This window comes from Pseudomonas sp. 9_2_1 (assembly GCF_059295275.1).
Window position 1 is genome coordinate 510,001 of record NZ_CM181239.1, and the last position, 14,776, is coordinate 524,776.

11 protein-coding genes, 4 tRNA genes and 2 rRNA genes (1 of these 17 cut by a window edge) are annotated in these 14,776 nt (G+C 56.4%); all 17 read left to right on the forward strand.

Going from position 1 to position 14,776, the window contains the following annotated elements; genetic code table 11:
- A 23S ribosomal RNA gene (locus tag AC5O5I_RS02160) occupies positions 1-2,688 on the forward strand; it begins 204 nt to the left of the window's first position.
- 143 nt (positions 2,689-2,831) lie between these two features.
- A 5S ribosomal RNA gene (gene rrf / locus AC5O5I_RS02165) occupies positions 2,832-2,947 on the forward strand.
- A 165-nt stretch (positions 2,948-3,112) separates the two neighbouring features.
- Entirely contained in the window at positions 3,113-4,072 is a 960-nt protein-coding gene (gene birA, locus AC5O5I_RS02170; protein WP_172285393.1) for a bifunctional biotin--[acetyl-CoA-carboxylase] ligase/biotin operon repressor BirA, read from the forward strand.
- Positions 4,062-4,811, forward strand: coding sequence for a pantothenate kinase (locus AC5O5I_RS02175; RefSeq protein WP_172221102.1), 750 nt, complete (start codon positions 4,062-4,064; stop codon positions 4,809-4,811). Before birA ends, AC5O5I_RS02175 begins: the two co-directional genes overlap by 11 nt.
- Before the next feature lie 7 nt (positions 4,812-4,818).
- The gene (locus AC5O5I_RS02180; RefSeq protein WP_172221105.1) at positions 4,819-5,244 is read left to right on the forward strand and encodes a hypothetical protein; all 426 of its coding nucleotides are present in this window, start codon (positions 4,819-4,821) and stop codon (positions 5,242-5,244) included.
- Between the two features lie 152 nt (positions 5,245-5,396).
- Positions 5,397-5,480, forward strand: a tRNA-Tyr gene (locus AC5O5I_RS02185).
- A 24-nt stretch (positions 5,481-5,504) separates the two neighbouring features.
- Positions 5,505-5,578 (forward strand) — tRNA-Gly (locus AC5O5I_RS02190).
- A gap of 29 nt (positions 5,579-5,607) precedes the next feature.
- Positions 5,608-5,683, forward strand: a tRNA-Thr gene (locus tag AC5O5I_RS02195).
- Between the two features lie 78 nt (positions 5,684-5,761).
- Positions 5,762-6,955, forward strand: a complete 1,194-nt coding sequence (tuf, locus tag AC5O5I_RS02200; RefSeq protein WP_172221108.1) for an elongation factor Tu — start codon at positions 5,762-5,764, stop codon at positions 6,953-6,955.
- A gap of 54 nt (positions 6,956-7,009) precedes the next feature.
- Positions 7,010-7,085, forward strand: a tRNA-Trp gene (locus AC5O5I_RS02205).
- Positions 7,086-7,129: 44 nt separating this feature from the next.
- Positions 7,130-7,498: a preprotein translocase subunit SecE gene (secE, locus tag AC5O5I_RS02210; RefSeq protein ID WP_112249307.1), complete on the forward strand. Its 369-nt coding sequence runs from the start codon at positions 7,130-7,132 to the stop codon at positions 7,496-7,498.
- A 9-nt stretch (positions 7,499-7,507) separates the two neighbouring features.
- Positions 7,508-8,041, forward strand: coding sequence for a transcription termination/antitermination protein NusG (gene nusG, locus AC5O5I_RS02215; protein WP_043199430.1), 534 nt, complete (start codon positions 7,508-7,510; stop codon positions 8,039-8,041).
- Between the two features lie 119 nt (positions 8,042-8,160).
- On the forward strand, positions 8,161-8,592 hold the full coding sequence (rplK, locus tag AC5O5I_RS02220; RefSeq protein ID WP_003255500.1) for a 50S ribosomal protein L11: 432 nt from the start codon (positions 8,161-8,163) through the stop codon (positions 8,590-8,592).
- Complete coding sequence (gene rplA / locus AC5O5I_RS02225) at positions 8,592-9,287, forward strand: 50S ribosomal protein L1 (RefSeq protein WP_172221111.1); 696 nt, start codon at positions 8,592-8,594, stop codon at positions 9,285-9,287. The genes rplK and rplA overlap by 1 nt, the downstream gene beginning before the upstream one ends.
- A gap of 197 nt (positions 9,288-9,484) precedes the next feature.
- A complete protein-coding gene (gene rplJ, locus AC5O5I_RS02230; protein WP_172221114.1) occupies positions 9,485-9,985 on the forward strand; it encodes a 50S ribosomal protein L10 in 501 nt (166 codons plus the stop codon).
- Positions 9,986-10,063: 78 nt separating this feature from the next.
- Entirely contained in the window at positions 10,064-10,429 is a 366-nt protein-coding gene (gene rplL, locus AC5O5I_RS02235; protein WP_033703494.1) for a 50S ribosomal protein L7/L12, read from the forward strand.
- Positions 10,430-10,649: 220 nt separating this feature from the next.
- The gene (gene rpoB / locus AC5O5I_RS02240) at positions 10,650-14,723 is read left to right on the forward strand and encodes a DNA-directed RNA polymerase subunit beta (RefSeq protein WP_494512012.1); all 4,074 of its coding nucleotides are present in this window, start codon (positions 10,650-10,652) and stop codon (positions 14,721-14,723) included.
- Positions 14,724-14,776: the final 53 nt, after the last annotated feature.

A 14,776-nucleotide genomic window follows, 5' to 3' on the forward strand; every position in this document is an offset into this window, starting at 1 on the left:
GTACCCTGAGGAATAGAAATCAACCGAGATTCCCTTAGTAGTGGCGAGCGAACGGGGACCAGCCCTTAAGTTGGTTTGAGATTAGTGGAACGCTCTGGAAAGTGCGGCCATAGTGGGTGATAGCCCCGTACACGAAAATCTCTTATCAATGAAATCGAGTAGGACGGAGCACGAGAAACTTTGTCTGAATATGGGGGGACCATCCTCCAAGGCTAAATACTACTGACTGACCGATAGTGAACCAGTACCGTGAGGGAAAGGCGAAAAGAACCCCGGAGAGGGGAGTGAAATAGATCCTGAAACCGTATGCGTACAAGCAGTGGGAGCCTACTTGTTAGGTGACTGCGTACCTTTTGTATAATGGGTCAGCGACTTATATTCAGTGGCGAGCTTAACCGAATAGGGGAGGCGTAGCGAAAGCGAGTCTTAATAGGGCGTTTAGTCGCTGGGTATAGACCCGAAACCGGGCGATCTATCCATGGGCAGGTTGAAGGTTAGGTAACACTGACTGGAGGACCGAACCGACTACCGTTGAAAAGTTAGCGGATGACCTGTGGATCGGAGTGAAAGGCTAATCAAGCTCGGAGATAGCTGGTTCTCCTCGAAAGCTATTTAGGTAGCGCCTCATGTATCACTGTAGGGGGTAGAGCACTGTTTCGGCTAGGGGGTCATCCCGACTTACCAAACCGATGCAAACTCCGAATACCTACAAGTGCCGAGCATGGGAGACACACGGCGGGTGCTAACGTCCGTCGTGAAAAGGGAAACAACCCAGACCGTCAGCTAAGGTCCCAAAGTCATGGTTAAGTGGGAAACGATGTGGGAAGGCTTAGACAGCTAGGAGGTTGGCTTAGAAGCAGCCACCCTTTAAAGAAAGCGTAATAGCTCACTAGTCGAGTCGGCCTGCGCGGAAGATGTAACGGGGCTCAAACCATGCACCGAAGCTACGGGTATCATCTTATGATGATGCGGTAGAGGAGCGTTCTGTAAGCCTGTGAAGGTGAGTTGAGAAGCTTGCTGGAGGTATCAGAAGTGCGAATGCTGACATGAGTAACGACAATGCGAGTGAAAAACTCGCACGCCGAAAGACCAAGGTTTCCTGCGCAACGTTAATCGACGCAGGGTTAGTCGGTCCCTAAGGCGAGGCTGAAAAGCGTAGTCGATGGAAAACAGGTTAATATTCCTGTACTTCCAGTTATTGCGATGGAGGGACGGAGAAGGTTAGGCCAGCCTGGCGTTGGTTGTCCAGGTTTAAGGTGGTAGGCTGAAATCTTAGGCAAATCCGGGATTTCAAGGCCGAGAGCTGATGACGAGTTGCCTTTAGGCGACGAAGTGGTTGATACCATGCTTCCAAGAAAAGCTCCTAAGCTTCAGATAACTGGGAACCGTACCCCAAACCGACACAGGTGGTTAGGTAGAGAATACCAAGGCGCTTGAGAGAACTCGGGTGAAGGAACTAGGCAAAATGGCACCGTAACTTCGGGAGAAGGTGCGCCGGCGAGGGTCAAGGACTTGCTCCGTAAGCCCATGCCGGTCGAAGATACCAGGCCGCTGCGACTGTTTATTAAAAACACAGCACTCTGCAAACACGAAAGTGGACGTATAGGGTGTGACGCCTGCCCGGTGCCGGAAGGTTAATTGATGGGGTTAGCGCAAGCGAAGCTCTTGATCGAAGCCCCGGTAAACGGCGGCCGTAACTATAACGGTCCTAAGGTAGCGAAATTCCTTGTCGGGTAAGTTCCGACCTGCACGAATGGCGTAACGATGGCGGCGCTGTCTCCACCCGAGACTCAGTGAAATTGAAATCGCTGTGAAGATGCAGTGTATCCGCGGCTAGACGGAAAGACCCCGTGAACCTTTACTATAGCTTTGCACTGGACTTTGAATTTGCTTGTGTAGGATAGGTGGGAGGCTTTGAAGTGGGGACGCCAGTTCTCATGGAGCCATCCTTGAAATACCACCCTGGCAACTTTGAGGTTCTAACTCAGGTCCGTTATCCGGATCGAGGACAGTGTATGGTGGGTAGTTTGACTGGGGCGGTCTCCTCCCAAAGAGTAACGGAGGAGTACGAAGGTGCGCTCAGACCGGTCGGAAATCGGTCGTAGAGTATAAAGGCAAAAGCGCGCTTGACTGCGAGACACACACGTCGAGCAGGTACGAAAGTAGGTCTTAGTGATCCGGTGGTTCTGTATGGAAGGGCCATCGCTCAACGGATAAAAGGTACTCCGGGGATAACAGGCTGATACCGCCCAAGAGTTCATATCGACGGCGGTGTTTGGCACCTCGATGTCGGCTCATCACATCCTGGGGCTGAAGCCGGTCCCAAGGGTATGGCTGTTCGCCATTTAAAGTGGTACGCGAGCTGGGTTTAGAACGTCGTGAGACAGTTCGGTCCCTATCTGCCGTGGACGTTTGAGATTTGAGAGGGGCTGCTCCTAGTACGAGAGGACCGGAGTGGACGAACCTCTGGTGTTCCGGTTGTCACGCCAGTGGCATTGCCGGGTAGCTATGTTCGGAAGAGATAACCGCTGAAAGCATCTAAGCGGGAAACTTGCCTCAAGATGAGATCTCACTGGGATCTAGAATCCCCTGAAGGGCCGTCGAAGACTACGACGTTGATAGGTTGGGTGTGTAAGCGCTGTGAGGCGTTGAGCTAACCAATACTAATTGCCCGTGAGGCTTGACCATATAACACCCAAGCAATTTGCTCATGCAGATTGCGGTGGTGAAGATGACACGAACCGAGAGTTCGCACTGTTCACAAAGCATCACAAACATCACATATCCGAATTTGCTGGGCTGTCCATCTGGACATTCTGGCTACAGAATTTCTTGACGACCATAGAGCATTGGAACCACCTGATCCCATCCCGAACTCAGTAGTGAAACGATGCATCGCCGATGGTAGTGTGGGGTCTCCCCATGTGAGAGTAGGTCATCGTCAAGATTCATTTCGCAAAACCCCTATCTGCGCATGCAGGTAGGGGTTTTGTCTTTGTGGGCAAAAATCCAGGACCACATAGGTCGTTTGCCCTTGTTTTGCCGGCCCTTTTCCTATGCAAGCCAGCAGCCCGTGGCTATCATGCCTGCCTTATTCCAAGTCGAGACTGGCATGCTGAAGTTGTTGAATCTCCTCAAGGATGGCCGGTTCCATTCCGGAGAAGCCTTGGGGGCAGCCCTCGGGGTGAGTCGCAGCGCCGTTTGGAAGCAGCTGCAGCATCTGGAAAGTGAGCTGAACCTCACCATTCACAAGGTTCGTGGTCGTGGCTATCAGCTGGCGGCGCCACTCGCATTGCTCGAAGCGCAGGCAATCGCTGATTTCGCCGAGGGCGAACAGTGGCCTGTCTTCATCTACGAAAGCATCGATTCGACCAACGCCGAGGGCCTGCGGCTCGCCGGTGAGGGGCAGGCGGCTCCGTTCCTGGTCTTGGCTGAGCGCCAGAGTGCCGGGCGCGGTCGGCGTGGCCGGCAATGGGTCAGCCCCTTCGCGGAAAATCTTTATTACAGCCTGGTGCTGCGGGTTGATGGCGGCATGCGCCAGCTGGAAGGCTTGAGCCTGGTGGTGGGGCTGGCGGTAATGCGCACCCTGCAGGCGTTCGGTGTGAAGGGTGCAGGGCTCAAATGGCCTAATGATGTGCTGGTTGGCAGGCAGAAGATTACCGGTATTCTGCTGGAACTGGTGGGTGATCCCGCCGATGTCTGCCATGTGGTGCTGGGAATTGGCATCAACGTGAACATGCAGGCCAACGACCAGGTCGATCAGCAGTGGACCTCGATGCGACGCGAGGTGGGTACGGCAATCGACCGAAACCGTCTGGTTGCATCGCTCAGTCAGCAATTGCAGCACGAATTGGCCCGTCATCGTCGCTATGGGTTTGCCGCATTCCAGGAAGAGTGGGAGCAGGCACATCTCTGGCAGGGGCGTAATGTCTCGCTGGTTGCCGGTACTACGCATATTGATGGCAAGGTTCTTGGCGTCGACGGGCAGGGTGGTTTGCGCCTTGCAGTGGACGGGGTAGAAAAGAGCTTCAGCGGTGGTGAGCTCAGTTTGAGGTTGCGTGATGATTCTTGAGCTCGATTGCGGTAACAGCTTCATCAAGTGGCGGGTTATCCATGCCGCTGATGCAGTGATTGAAGGCGGTGGCATTGTCGATTCCGATCAGGCGCTATTGGCGGAAGTCGCTGCGCTCGCTTCGCTATGCCTTACCGGCTGCCGTATTGTCAGTGTCCGCAGCGAAGAGGAAACCGCAGCCCTGTGCGCGCTGATCGCGCAGGCGTTTGCCGTGCACGCGCGCGTGGCGCAGCCTGCTCAGGAAATGGCCGGGGTGCATAATGGCTATGACGATTATCAGCGTCTGGGCATGGATCGGTGGCTTGCGGCATTGGGTGCATTTCACCTGGCCAAAGGCGCGTGCCTGATCATCGACCTGGGTACGGCTGCCAAGGCGGATTTCGTTGCGGCGAACGGCGAGCATCTGGGCGGCTACATCTGCCCGGGTATGCCATTGATGCGCAGCCAGTTGCGTACTCACACCCGGCGTATCCGCTACGACGATGCCTCCGCGGAGCGAGCGTTGACCAGCTTGTCACCAGGTCGTTCGACTGTAGAGGCGGTGGAGCGCGGTTGTGTATTGATGCTGCAGGGTTTTGCGCGCACTCAGCTTGAGCAGGCGCGTGCGCTATGGGGTGAACAATTCACGGTGTTCCTCACCGGCGGTGATGCGCCACTGGTCAGGGAGGCTCTGCCGCAAGCGCGTGTTGTACCTGACTTGGTTTTTGTTGGCCTGGCCATGGCCTGCCCACTGAATTGAGGTGCCTATGCGTTGGTTGTTTCTGTTGTTGGTGGTGCTTAACGTCTGTTATTACGTGTGGCATCAGCAGGAAGCCCCGCTGAAGGTCAAGGAAGTCGCCCCGCTGTCGCTGTACAAGGGGAATCAGCAAGAAATTCGCCTGCTGCGAGAAACGGGTGCGTCTGCACCTGCCAAGCGCCGTGACGAATGCCTGGTAGTCGGCGGCGATTTGGGGCAGGGGCAGCTCGAGGCCCTGCGTCAGCGCCTGCTGAGCCTGGATATCACTGCCTTGCCGGTGCTGGGGCAGTTGCCTGGCGCGGAGGGTCGCTGGCTCAAGGTTGCCGCAGAAAGCGAGCGTTTGCTGGACCAAACGGTGCTCTCAGCTCTTTCCAATGATTTCAAAGACTTAAAACACAAAATTATTTTCTGCCAGGGTATTGCAACTGGCGAATAGCTTGATAGAATGGCGCCCGCTTCACAGGGAACACCACTCAGGTGGCAGAACTGGAAGCGGTGTCAAAGCAGCTAAGTTTCAGATTTGATTGAAAAAATTTGAAAAAACGCTTGACACTAGGACGGCAGACAAATAGAATGCCGGCCACATCTGGAGGGATTCCCGAGCGGCCAAAGGGGACGGACTGTAAATCCGTTGCGAGAGCTTCGAAGGTTCGAATCCTTCTCCCTCCACCAGTTTTAGCGAGAGCCGCAAGCTCCGCGGGTATAGTTTAGTGGTAGAACCTCAGCCTTCCAAGCTGATGATGCGGGTTCGATTCCCGCTACCCGCTCCAAGTTTGCCGGATTTTGCACAAAGTGTTTCGCTCTTGTAGCTCAGTTGGTAGAGCACACCCTTGGTAAGGGTGAGGTCAGCGGTTCAAATCCGCTCAAGAGCTCCATACAAACAAGGCAGATATGAAAATATCTGCCTTTGTTTTATCAGCGCAAGACTATTTCTTCTGCGGAGGATTGTATCGATGGCTAAGGAAAAGTTTGATCGTTCCCTTCCCCACGTTAACGTCGGCACTATCGGCCACGTTGACCACGGTAAGACCACTCTGACCGCAGCTCTGACTCGCGTTTGCTCCGAAGTTTTCGGTTCGGCAATCGTTGAGTTCGACAAGATCGACTCGGCTCCGGAAGAAAAAGCGCGCGGTATCACCATCAACACCGCTCACGTCGAATACAACTCGACCATTCGTCACTACGCTCACGTCGACTGCCCAGGTCACGCTGACTACGTGAAGAACATGATCACCGGTGCTGCCCAGATGGATGGCGCGATCCTGGTTTGCTCGGCCGCCGATGGTCCGATGCCACAAACCCGTGAGCACATCCTGCTGTCCCGTCAGGTTGGCGTTCCGTACATCGTGGTCTTCCTGAACAAGGCTGACCTGGTAGATGACGCTGAGCTGCTGGAGCTGGTCGAGATGGAAGTTCGCGACCTGCTGTCCACCTACGACTTCCCAGGCGACGACACCCCGATCATCATCGGTTCGGCTCGTATGGCCCTGGAAGGCAAAGACGACAACGAAATGGGCACTACCGCTGTCAAGAAGCTGGTAGAAACTCTGGATAGCTACATCCCGGAGCCAGTTCGTGCTATCGATCAGCCGTTCCTGATGCCGATCGAAGACGTATTCTCGATCTCGGGTCGTGGTACCGTTGTTACCGGTCGTATCGAGCGTGGTATCGTCCGCGTTCAGGATCCGCTGGAAATCGTTGGTCTGCGTGACACCACCACCACCACCTGCACCGGTGTTGAGATGTTCCGCAAGCTGCTGGACGAAGGTCGTGCTGGCGAAAACTGCGGCGTTCTGCTGCGTGGTACCAAGCGTGACGACGTTGAGCGTGGTCAGGTTCTGGTCAAGCCAGGTTCGGTCAAGCCGCACACCAAGTTCACTGCAGAAGTCTACGTCCTGTCGAAGGAAGAGGGCGGTCGTCACACGCCGTTCTTCAAAGGCTACCGTCCTCAGTTCTACTTCCGTACCACTGACGTGACCGGTAACTGCGAACTGCCGGAAGGCGTTGAAATGGTAATGCCAGGCGACAACATCCAAATGGTTGTCACCCTGATCAAGACCATCGCAATGGAAGACGGTCTGCGCTTCGCTATCCGTGAAGGCGGTCGTACCGTCGGCGCCGGCGTCGTAGCAAAAATTATTGAATAAGTAGTTGATTTACTTGATCAGGCCGGTATAATGGCCGGCCTGATACAGCGTTACAGGTCAGTAGCTCAATTGGCAGAGCGACGGTCTCCAAAACCGTAGGTTGGGGGTTCGATTCCCTCCTGACCTGCCATTTCACCTCGGTGTGATGGCTTTCTTCTTACAGGATCCTCCTCGATGACCCCCAAAACTGAAGCCCAAGAATCGCGTTTTGATCTGTTCAAGTGGCTGGCTGTAGTGGCTTTGGTGGTTGTTGGTGTAGTGGGTAATCAATACTACTCCGCCTCTCCTATCCTGTACCGCGTTCTCGCACTTCTCGTCCTGGCCGCTGTCGCGGGCTTTGTAGCTCTGCAGACTGCGAAGGGCAAGTCGTTCTTTACGTTGGCGAAGGAAGCTCGTACCGAGATCCGTAAAGTCGTGTGGCCGACCCGCCAGGAAACCACCCAGACCACGCTGATTGTCGTGGCTGTCGTGCTGGTTATGGCACTGCTGTTGTGGGGTCTCGATTCCCTGCTCGGCTGGGCGGTCTCCCTGATCGTTGGCTAAAGGTGTCCCGTGGCTAAGCGTTGGTATGTTGTGCATGCTTACTCGGGTTACGAGAAGCATGTAATGCGCTCCCTGATTGAGCGCGTCAAGCTGGCTGGCATGGAAGACGGTTTCGGCGAGATCTTGGTTCCGACCGAAGAAGTCGTCGAAATGCGCAACGGCCAGAAGCGCAAGAGTGAGCGTAAATTCTTCCCTGGCTATGTACTGGTCCAGATGGAGATGAACGAAGGGACTTGGCACTTGGTCAAGGATACTCCTCGTGTGATGGGCTTTATTGGTGGTACTGCAGACAAGCCTGCGCCAATCACCGATAAAGAAGCCGAGGCTATCCTGCGTCGCGTTGCCGACGGTAGCGACAAGCCGAAGCCCAAGACGCTGTTCGAACCAGGTGAAGTGGTTCGAGTCGTTGACGGTCCGTTCGCTGACTTCAACGGTAGTGTCGAAGAGGTTAACTACGAAAAGAGCCGCCTGCAGGTTGCGGTGCTCATTTTCGGTCGCTCTACTCCGGTGGAGCTCGAGTTCAGCCAGGTCGAAAAGGTCTAGGCGGACGAAGCATCCCATACCCCGCAGCCCTGTGTGCTGCGGGGTTTTGTCGTCACTGGGATAAAACGCAAGTCATCCGGGGAGCCATCAGGCGTTCGTACCCGATTTTGGAGTAGCTCATGGCTAAGAAGATTCAGGCTTACATCAAGCTGCAAGTTAAGGCCGGCCAGGCCAACCCAAGCCCACCCGTTGGTCCAGCACTGGGTCAACACGGTGTGAACATCATGGAATTCTGCAAGGCCTTCAACGCCCGTACTCAGGGTCAAGAAGCCGGCCTGCCGACTCCTGTGATCATCACTGTCTACAGCGACCGTAGCTTCACCTTCGAGACCAAGAGCACCCCTGCCTCGGTTCTGCTGAAGAAAGCTGCTGGCCTGACCAGTGGTTCGGCTCGTCCGAACACCGTTAAAGTCGGTACCGTGACCCGTGCTCAGCTGGAAGATATCGCCAAGGCCAAACAGGCTGATCTGACTGCCGCTGACCTGGACGCTGCTGTACGCACCATCGCTGGCTCTGCCCGCAGCATGGGCCTGAACGTGGAGGGTGTGTAATGGCTAAGCTGACCAAGCGTCAAAAGGCAATCGCCGAGAAAATCGAAGCAGGCAAGGCCTACAACTTCGAAGAAGCGGCAACTCTGCTGGCTTCGCTGCCGGCTGCCAAATTCGTAGAGTCCTACGACATCGCCGTTAACCTCGGTGTTGACCCGCGTAAATCCGACCAGGTCGTACGTAGCGCTACTGTGCTGCCACACGGCACTGGCAAGACCGTTCGCGTTGCTGTCTTCACCCAGGGTCCAGCTGCCGAGGCCGCTCTGGCTGCCGGCGCTGACCGTGTAGGTATGGACGATCTGGCTGCCGAAATGAAAGCCGGCGACCTGAACTATGACGTCGTCATCGCATCGCCTGATGCCATGCGCGTTGTAGGTCAGCTGGGTCAGGTTCTGGGTCCTCGCGGCCTGATGCCTAACCCGAAAGTTGGTACCGTTAGCCCAGACGTAGCCACTGCCGTGAAAAACGCCAAGGCTGGTCAGGTTCGCTACCGTACCGACAAGAACGGTATCATCCATACCTCCGTTGGCAAGATCGGCTTTGAAGCTGGCAAGCTGAAGGAAAACGTTGAAGCCCTGATCGCTGATCTGAAGCGTATCAAGCCTGCTTCCTCGAAAGGTATCTACGTCAAGCGCGTTACCCTGAGCACCACCATGGGCCCAGGTCTGGTCATCGATCAGAGCTCGCTGGACGTGTAAGAACATGGCGGCGCGACCTGTCGCGCCGCCAGCAAAAATTGGGGTCCCTGCCTGGCGGGGGCTATCCAAGACCGTAGGTGGCGCAAGCCTTAAAATACCAGCCCACGCAGATGGTGCTCCCGATTCGTTCGCGAATCAGACACCAAAACGACATCCGGCTTCGGCCAGATGAAACGGTAAAAACCAGGAGTAAACCCGTGGCAATTAAACTCGAAGACAAGAAGGCCATCGTCGCTGAAGTCAACGAGGCTGCCAAAGTCGCTCTGTCCGCTGTCGTGGCTGATGCCCGTGGTGTGACTGTAAGCGCAATGACCGGACTCCGTAAAGAGGCTCGCGAAGCTGGCGTATACGTACGTGTCGTACGTAACACCCTGCTCAAGCGCGCTGTTGAAGGCACCGAATTTTCGATCCTCAACGACGCGTTCAAAGGCCCGACCCTGATTGCTTTCTCCAACGAACACCCGGGCGCTGCTGCTCGTCTGTTCAAAGAGTTCGCCAAGGGTCACGACAAGTTCGAGATCAAGGCAGCTGCGTTTGACGGCAATTTCATTGCCGCCAACCAGATCGATGTACTGGCTACCTTGCCGACCCGTGACGAAGCTATCGCACGTCTGATGAGCGTGATTCAAGGCGCCACCAGCAAGCTGGCTCGTACTCTGGCGGCCGTTCGCGACCAGAAAGAAGCTGCTGCTGCCTAAGGCAGCGTAAAATCTTTCAAAATCATATGTTTAATTTGATGGCTGCGTAGGCTGTCACCCCAATACAGGATTTAAGTCATGTCCCTGACTAACGAACAAATCATCGAAGCAATCGGCCAGAAAACCGTTCTGGAAGTTGTTGAGCTGATCAAAGCTATGGAAGAAACCTTCGGCGTGACCGCTGCTGTTGCCGCTGCTGGCCCAGCTGCTGCTGCTGCCGTTGTTGAAGAGCAGACCGAGTTCAACGTTGTTCTGCTGGAAGCTGGCGAGAAGAAAGTGAACGTGATTAAAGCCGTTCGCGAACTGACCGGTCTGGGCCTGAAAGAAGCCAAAGAGAAAGTCGACGGCGCTCCTCAGGTCGTAGCTGAAGGCGTTTCGAAAGAAGCCGCTGAAGACGCCAAGAAGAAGCTGGAAGAAGCAGGCGCTAAAGTCGAGCTGAAGTAATCTCGACCTTGCGATGCCAGCCTGAGCGTTGAGCAAAGGGCTGATGGCTGGTGGCTTATGCCACCGGCCTTTTTCCGTTATTGGTGGCCGGTCAGGCCGGCCCCGATAACAAGCTGCAAGACACCCATGTGGGTGGCGCAAACCAAGGGGTTTGCACGATTTTCTGGCTGCTCCCGTCGGGAGAAGCCAAACAAGCAGGTGACCAAGCTGGGGAACGCTGATGGCTTACTCATACACTGAGAAAAAACGTATCCGCAAGGACTTTAGCAAGTTGCCGGACGTTATGGATGTGCCTTACCTCCTGGCCATCCAGCTGGATTCGTATCGCGAATTCCTGCAAGCGGGAGCATCCAAGGATCACTTCCGCGACGTCGGCCTGCACGCGGCCTTCAAATCGGTATTCCCGATCATCAGCTACTCCGGCAATGCTGCCTTGGAGTACGTAGGCTATCGCCTGGGCGAACCCGCCTTCGATGTGAAGGAATGTGTCCTGCGTGGCGTGACCTTCGCGGTTCCACTGCGGGTCAAGGTGCGCCTGATCATCTTCGACAAGGAATCGTCGAACAAAGCGATCAAGGACATCAAAGAGCAAGAAGTCTACATGGGTGAAATCCCCCTGATGACTGAGAACGGTACCTTCGTAATCAACGGTACCGAGCGTGTGATCGTTTCCCAGCTGCACCGTTCGCCTGGTGTGTTCTTCGACCACGACCGTGGCAAGACTCACAGCTCCGGCAAGCTGCTGTACTCCGCTCGCATCATCCCTTACCGCGGTTCGTGGCTGGACTTCGAGTTCGACCCTAAAGACTGCGTGTTCGTGCGTATCGACCGTCGCCGCAAACTGCCGGCCTCGGTACTGCTGCGTGCCCTGGGTTACAGCACTGAAGAAGTGCTGAACACCTTCTACACCACCAACATCTTCCACATTTCCGGCGAGAGCCTCAGCCTGGAACTGGTGGCGCAGCGTCTGCGTGGTGAAGTTGCAGTCATGGACATCCATGACGAAACCGGCAAGGTCATCGTTGAGCAAGGCCGCCGTATCACCGCGCGCCACATCAACCAGATCGAGAAAGCTGGCGTCAAGCAGCTGGACGTTCCGATGGAGTACGTCCTGGGCCGCACTACCGCCAAGGCGATCGTGCACCCGGCGACTGGCGAGATCCTGGCCGAGTGCAACACCGAGCTGACCACCGATCTGCTGATCAAGATCGCCAAGGCTCAGGTCGTCCGTATCGAGACCCTGTACACCAACGACATCGATTGCGGTCCGTTCATCTCCGACACGCTGAAGATCGACACCACCAGCAACCAGCTGGAAGCCCTGGTCGAAATCTACCGCATGATGCGTCCTGGCGAGCCGCCAACCAAGGATGCTGCCGAGACCCTGTTCAACAACCTGTTCTTCAGCGCCGAGCGTTACGACCTGTCTGCCGTCGGCCGCATGAAGTTCAACCGTCGTATCGGTCGTACCGAGATCGAAGGTTCGGGCGTGCTGAGCAAGGAAGATATCGTCGAGGTTCTGAAGACCCTGGTCGATATCCGTAACGGCAAAGGCATCGTCGACGACATCGACCACCTCGGTAACCGTCGCGTACGCTGCGTCGGCGAGATGGCCGAGAACCAGTTCCGTGTTGGCCTGGTGCGTGTTGAGCGCGCGGTCAAGGAACGTCTGTCGATGGCAGAAAGCGAAGGCCTGATGCCGCAAGACCTGATCAACGCCAAGCCGGTTGCGGCGGCGGTGAAAGAGTTCTTCGGTTCGAGCCAGCTGTCCCAGTTCATGGACCAGAACAACCCGCTCTCCGAGATCACCCACAAGCGCCGCGTCTCCGCACTCGGCCCGGGCGGTCTGACCCGTGAGCGTGCAGGCTTCGAAGTCCGCGACGTACACCCGACCCACTATGGCCGCGTGTGCCCGATCGAGACCCCTGAAGGTCCGAACATCGGTCTGATCAACTCCCTGGCAGCCTATGCCCGCACCAACCAGTACGGCTTCCTGGAAAGCCCGTACCGCGTGGTGAAGGAAGGCGTGGTCAGCGATGACATCGTGTTCCTGTCGGCCATTGAAGAAGCTGATCACGTCATCGCCCAGGCTTCGGCCGCGATGAACGAGAAGAAGCAGCTGATCGATGAGCTGGTAGCTGTTCGTCACCTGAACGAGTTCACCGTCAAGGCGCCGGAAGACGTCACCCTGATGGACGTTTCGCCGAAGCAGGTTGTTTCTGTCGCAGCGTCGCTGATTCCGTTCCTTGAGCACGACGACGCCAACCGTGCGTTGATGGGTTCGAACATGCAGCGTCAGGCTGTACCAACCCTGCGTGCCGACAAGCCGCTGGTAGGTACCGGCATGGAGCGCAACGTTGCCCGTGACTCCGGTGTCTGCGTGGTTGCTCGCCGCGGTGGTGTGATCGACTCGGTCGACGCCAGCCGTGTGGTTGTTCGCGTTGCCGACGACGAAGTGGAAACCGGTGAAGCAGGTGTAGATATCTACAACCTGACCAAGTACACCCGTTCGAACCAGAACACCTGCATCAACCAGCGTCCGCTGGTGAGCAAAGGTGACAAGGTTCAGCGTGGCGACATCATGGCCGACGGCCCGTCCACCGACATGGGTGAACTGGCACTGGGCCAGAACATGCGCATCGCGTTCATGGCGTGGAACGGCTTCAACTTCGAAGACTCCATCTGCCTGTCCGAGCGTGTGGTTCAGGAAGACCGCTTCACCACCATCCACATCCAGGAACTGACCTGTGTGGCGCGTGACACCAAGCTTGGCCCAGAGGAAATCACTGCGGACATCCCGAACGTGGGTGAAGCCGCACTGAACAAGCTGGACGAAGCCGGTATCGTCTACGTGGGTGCCGAAGTAGGCGCGGGCGACATCCTGGTCGGCAAGGTCACGCCAAAAGGCGAAACCCAGCTGACGCCGGAAGAGAAGCTGCTGCGTGCGATCTTCGGTGAAAAAGCCAGCGACGTTAAGGACACCTCCCTGCGCGTGCCAACCGGCACCAAAGGTACTGTCATCGACGTACAGGTCTTCACCCGTGATGGCGTTGAACGCGACAGCCGCGCCCTGGCCATCGAGAAGATGCAGCTCGACGAGATCCGCAAGGACCTCAACGAAGAGTTCCGCATCGTCGAAGGCGCAACCTTCGAGCGTCTGCGTTCTGCCCTGAACGGCCAGGTGGTCGACGGTGGCGCAGGCCTGAAGAAGGGCACTGTGGTCACTGACGAAGTGCTGGACGGTCTGGAGCACGGCCAGTGGTTCAAACTGCGCATGACCGAAGATGCACTGAACGAGCAGCTGGAAAAGGCTCAACAGTACATCGTCGATCGTCGCCGTCTGCTGGACGACAAGTTCGAAGACAAGAAGCGCAAGCTGCAGCAGGGCGATGACCTGGCACCGGGCGTACTGAAGATCGTCAAGGTCTACCTGGCAATCCGCCGTCGCATCCAGCCGGGTGACAAGATGGCCGGTCGTCACGGTAACAAGGGTGTCGTCTCGGTAATCATGCCGGTTGAAGACATGCCACACGATGCCAACGGTACTCCGGTCGACGTCGTGCTGAACCCGCTGGGCGTACCTTCGCGTATGAACGTCGGTCAGATCCTCGAAACTCACCTGGGCCTCGCGGCCAAAGGTCTGGGCGAGAAGATCGACCGCATGATCGAAGAGCAGCGCAAAGCCGCTGAGCTGCGTGTGTTCCTGACCGAGGTCTACAACGAGATCGGCGGTCGTCAGGAAAACCTCGACGAGTTCACCGACGAAGAGATCCTGGCCCTGGCGCACAACCTGAAGAAGGGCGTGCCGATGGCTACCCCGGTCTTCGATGGTGCCAAGGAGCGCGAGATCAAGGCCATGCTGAAGCTGGCTGACCTGCCTGAGAGCGGCCAGATGGTGCTGTTCGATGGCCGTACCGGCAACAAGTTCGAGCGTCCTGTGACCGTTGGTTACATGTACATGCTCAAGCTGAACCACTTGGTGGACGACAAGATGCACGCGCGTTCCACTGGTTCCTACAGCCTGGTTACCCAGCAGCCGCTGGGTGGTAAGGCGCAGTTCGGTGGTCAGCGTTTCGGGGAGATGGAAGTGTGGGCGCTGGAAGCATACGGCGCGGCATACACCCTGCAAGAAATGCTCACAGTGAAGTCGGACGACGTGAACGGCCGTACCAAGATGTACAAGAACATCGTGGATGGCGATCACCGTATGGAGCCGGGCATGCCCGAGTCCTTCAACGTGTTGATCAAAGAGATCCGTTCGCTCGGTATCGACATCGATCTGGAAACCGAATAACACGTGACGCGAAGGGGAGTGGGGCGGTAATGCCCACTCCCTGCTCCGCCAGG

What these genes read in the sequence shown, in the direction of transcription:
- rplK (WP_003255500.1), top strand. Translation starts at nt 8,161, where the DNA reads ATGGCTAAGAAGATTCAGGCTTACATCAAGCTGCAAGTTAAGGCCGGC.
- AC5O5I_RS02180 (WP_172221105.1), top strand. Translation starts at nt 4,819, where the DNA reads ATGCGTTGGTTGTTTCTGTTGTTGGTGGTGCTTAACGTCTGTTATTAC.
- tuf (WP_172221108.1), top strand. Translation starts at nt 5,762, where the DNA reads ATGGCTAAGGAAAAGTTTGATCGTTCCCTTCCCCACGTTAACGTCGGC.
- secE (WP_112249307.1), top strand. Translation starts at nt 7,130, where the DNA reads ATGACCCCCAAAACTGAAGCCCAAGAATCGCGTTTTGATCTGTTCAAG.
- AC5O5I_RS02175 (WP_172221102.1), top strand. Translation starts at nt 4,062, where the DNA reads ATGATTCTTGAGCTCGATTGCGGTAACAGCTTCATCAAGTGGCGGGTT.
- rpoB (WP_494512012.1), top strand. Translation starts at nt 10,650, where the DNA reads ATGGCTTACTCATACACTGAGAAAAAACGTATCCGCAAGGACTTTAGC.
- rplA (WP_172221111.1), top strand. Translation starts at nt 8,592, where the DNA reads ATGGCTAAGCTGACCAAGCGTCAAAAGGCAATCGCCGAGAAAATCGAA.
- birA (WP_172285393.1), top strand. Translation starts at nt 3,113, where the DNA reads ATGCTGAAGTTGTTGAATCTCCTCAAGGATGGCCGGTTCCATTCCGGA.
- rplL (WP_033703494.1), top strand. Translation starts at nt 10,064, where the DNA reads ATGTCCCTGACTAACGAACAAATCATCGAAGCAATCGGCCAGAAAACC.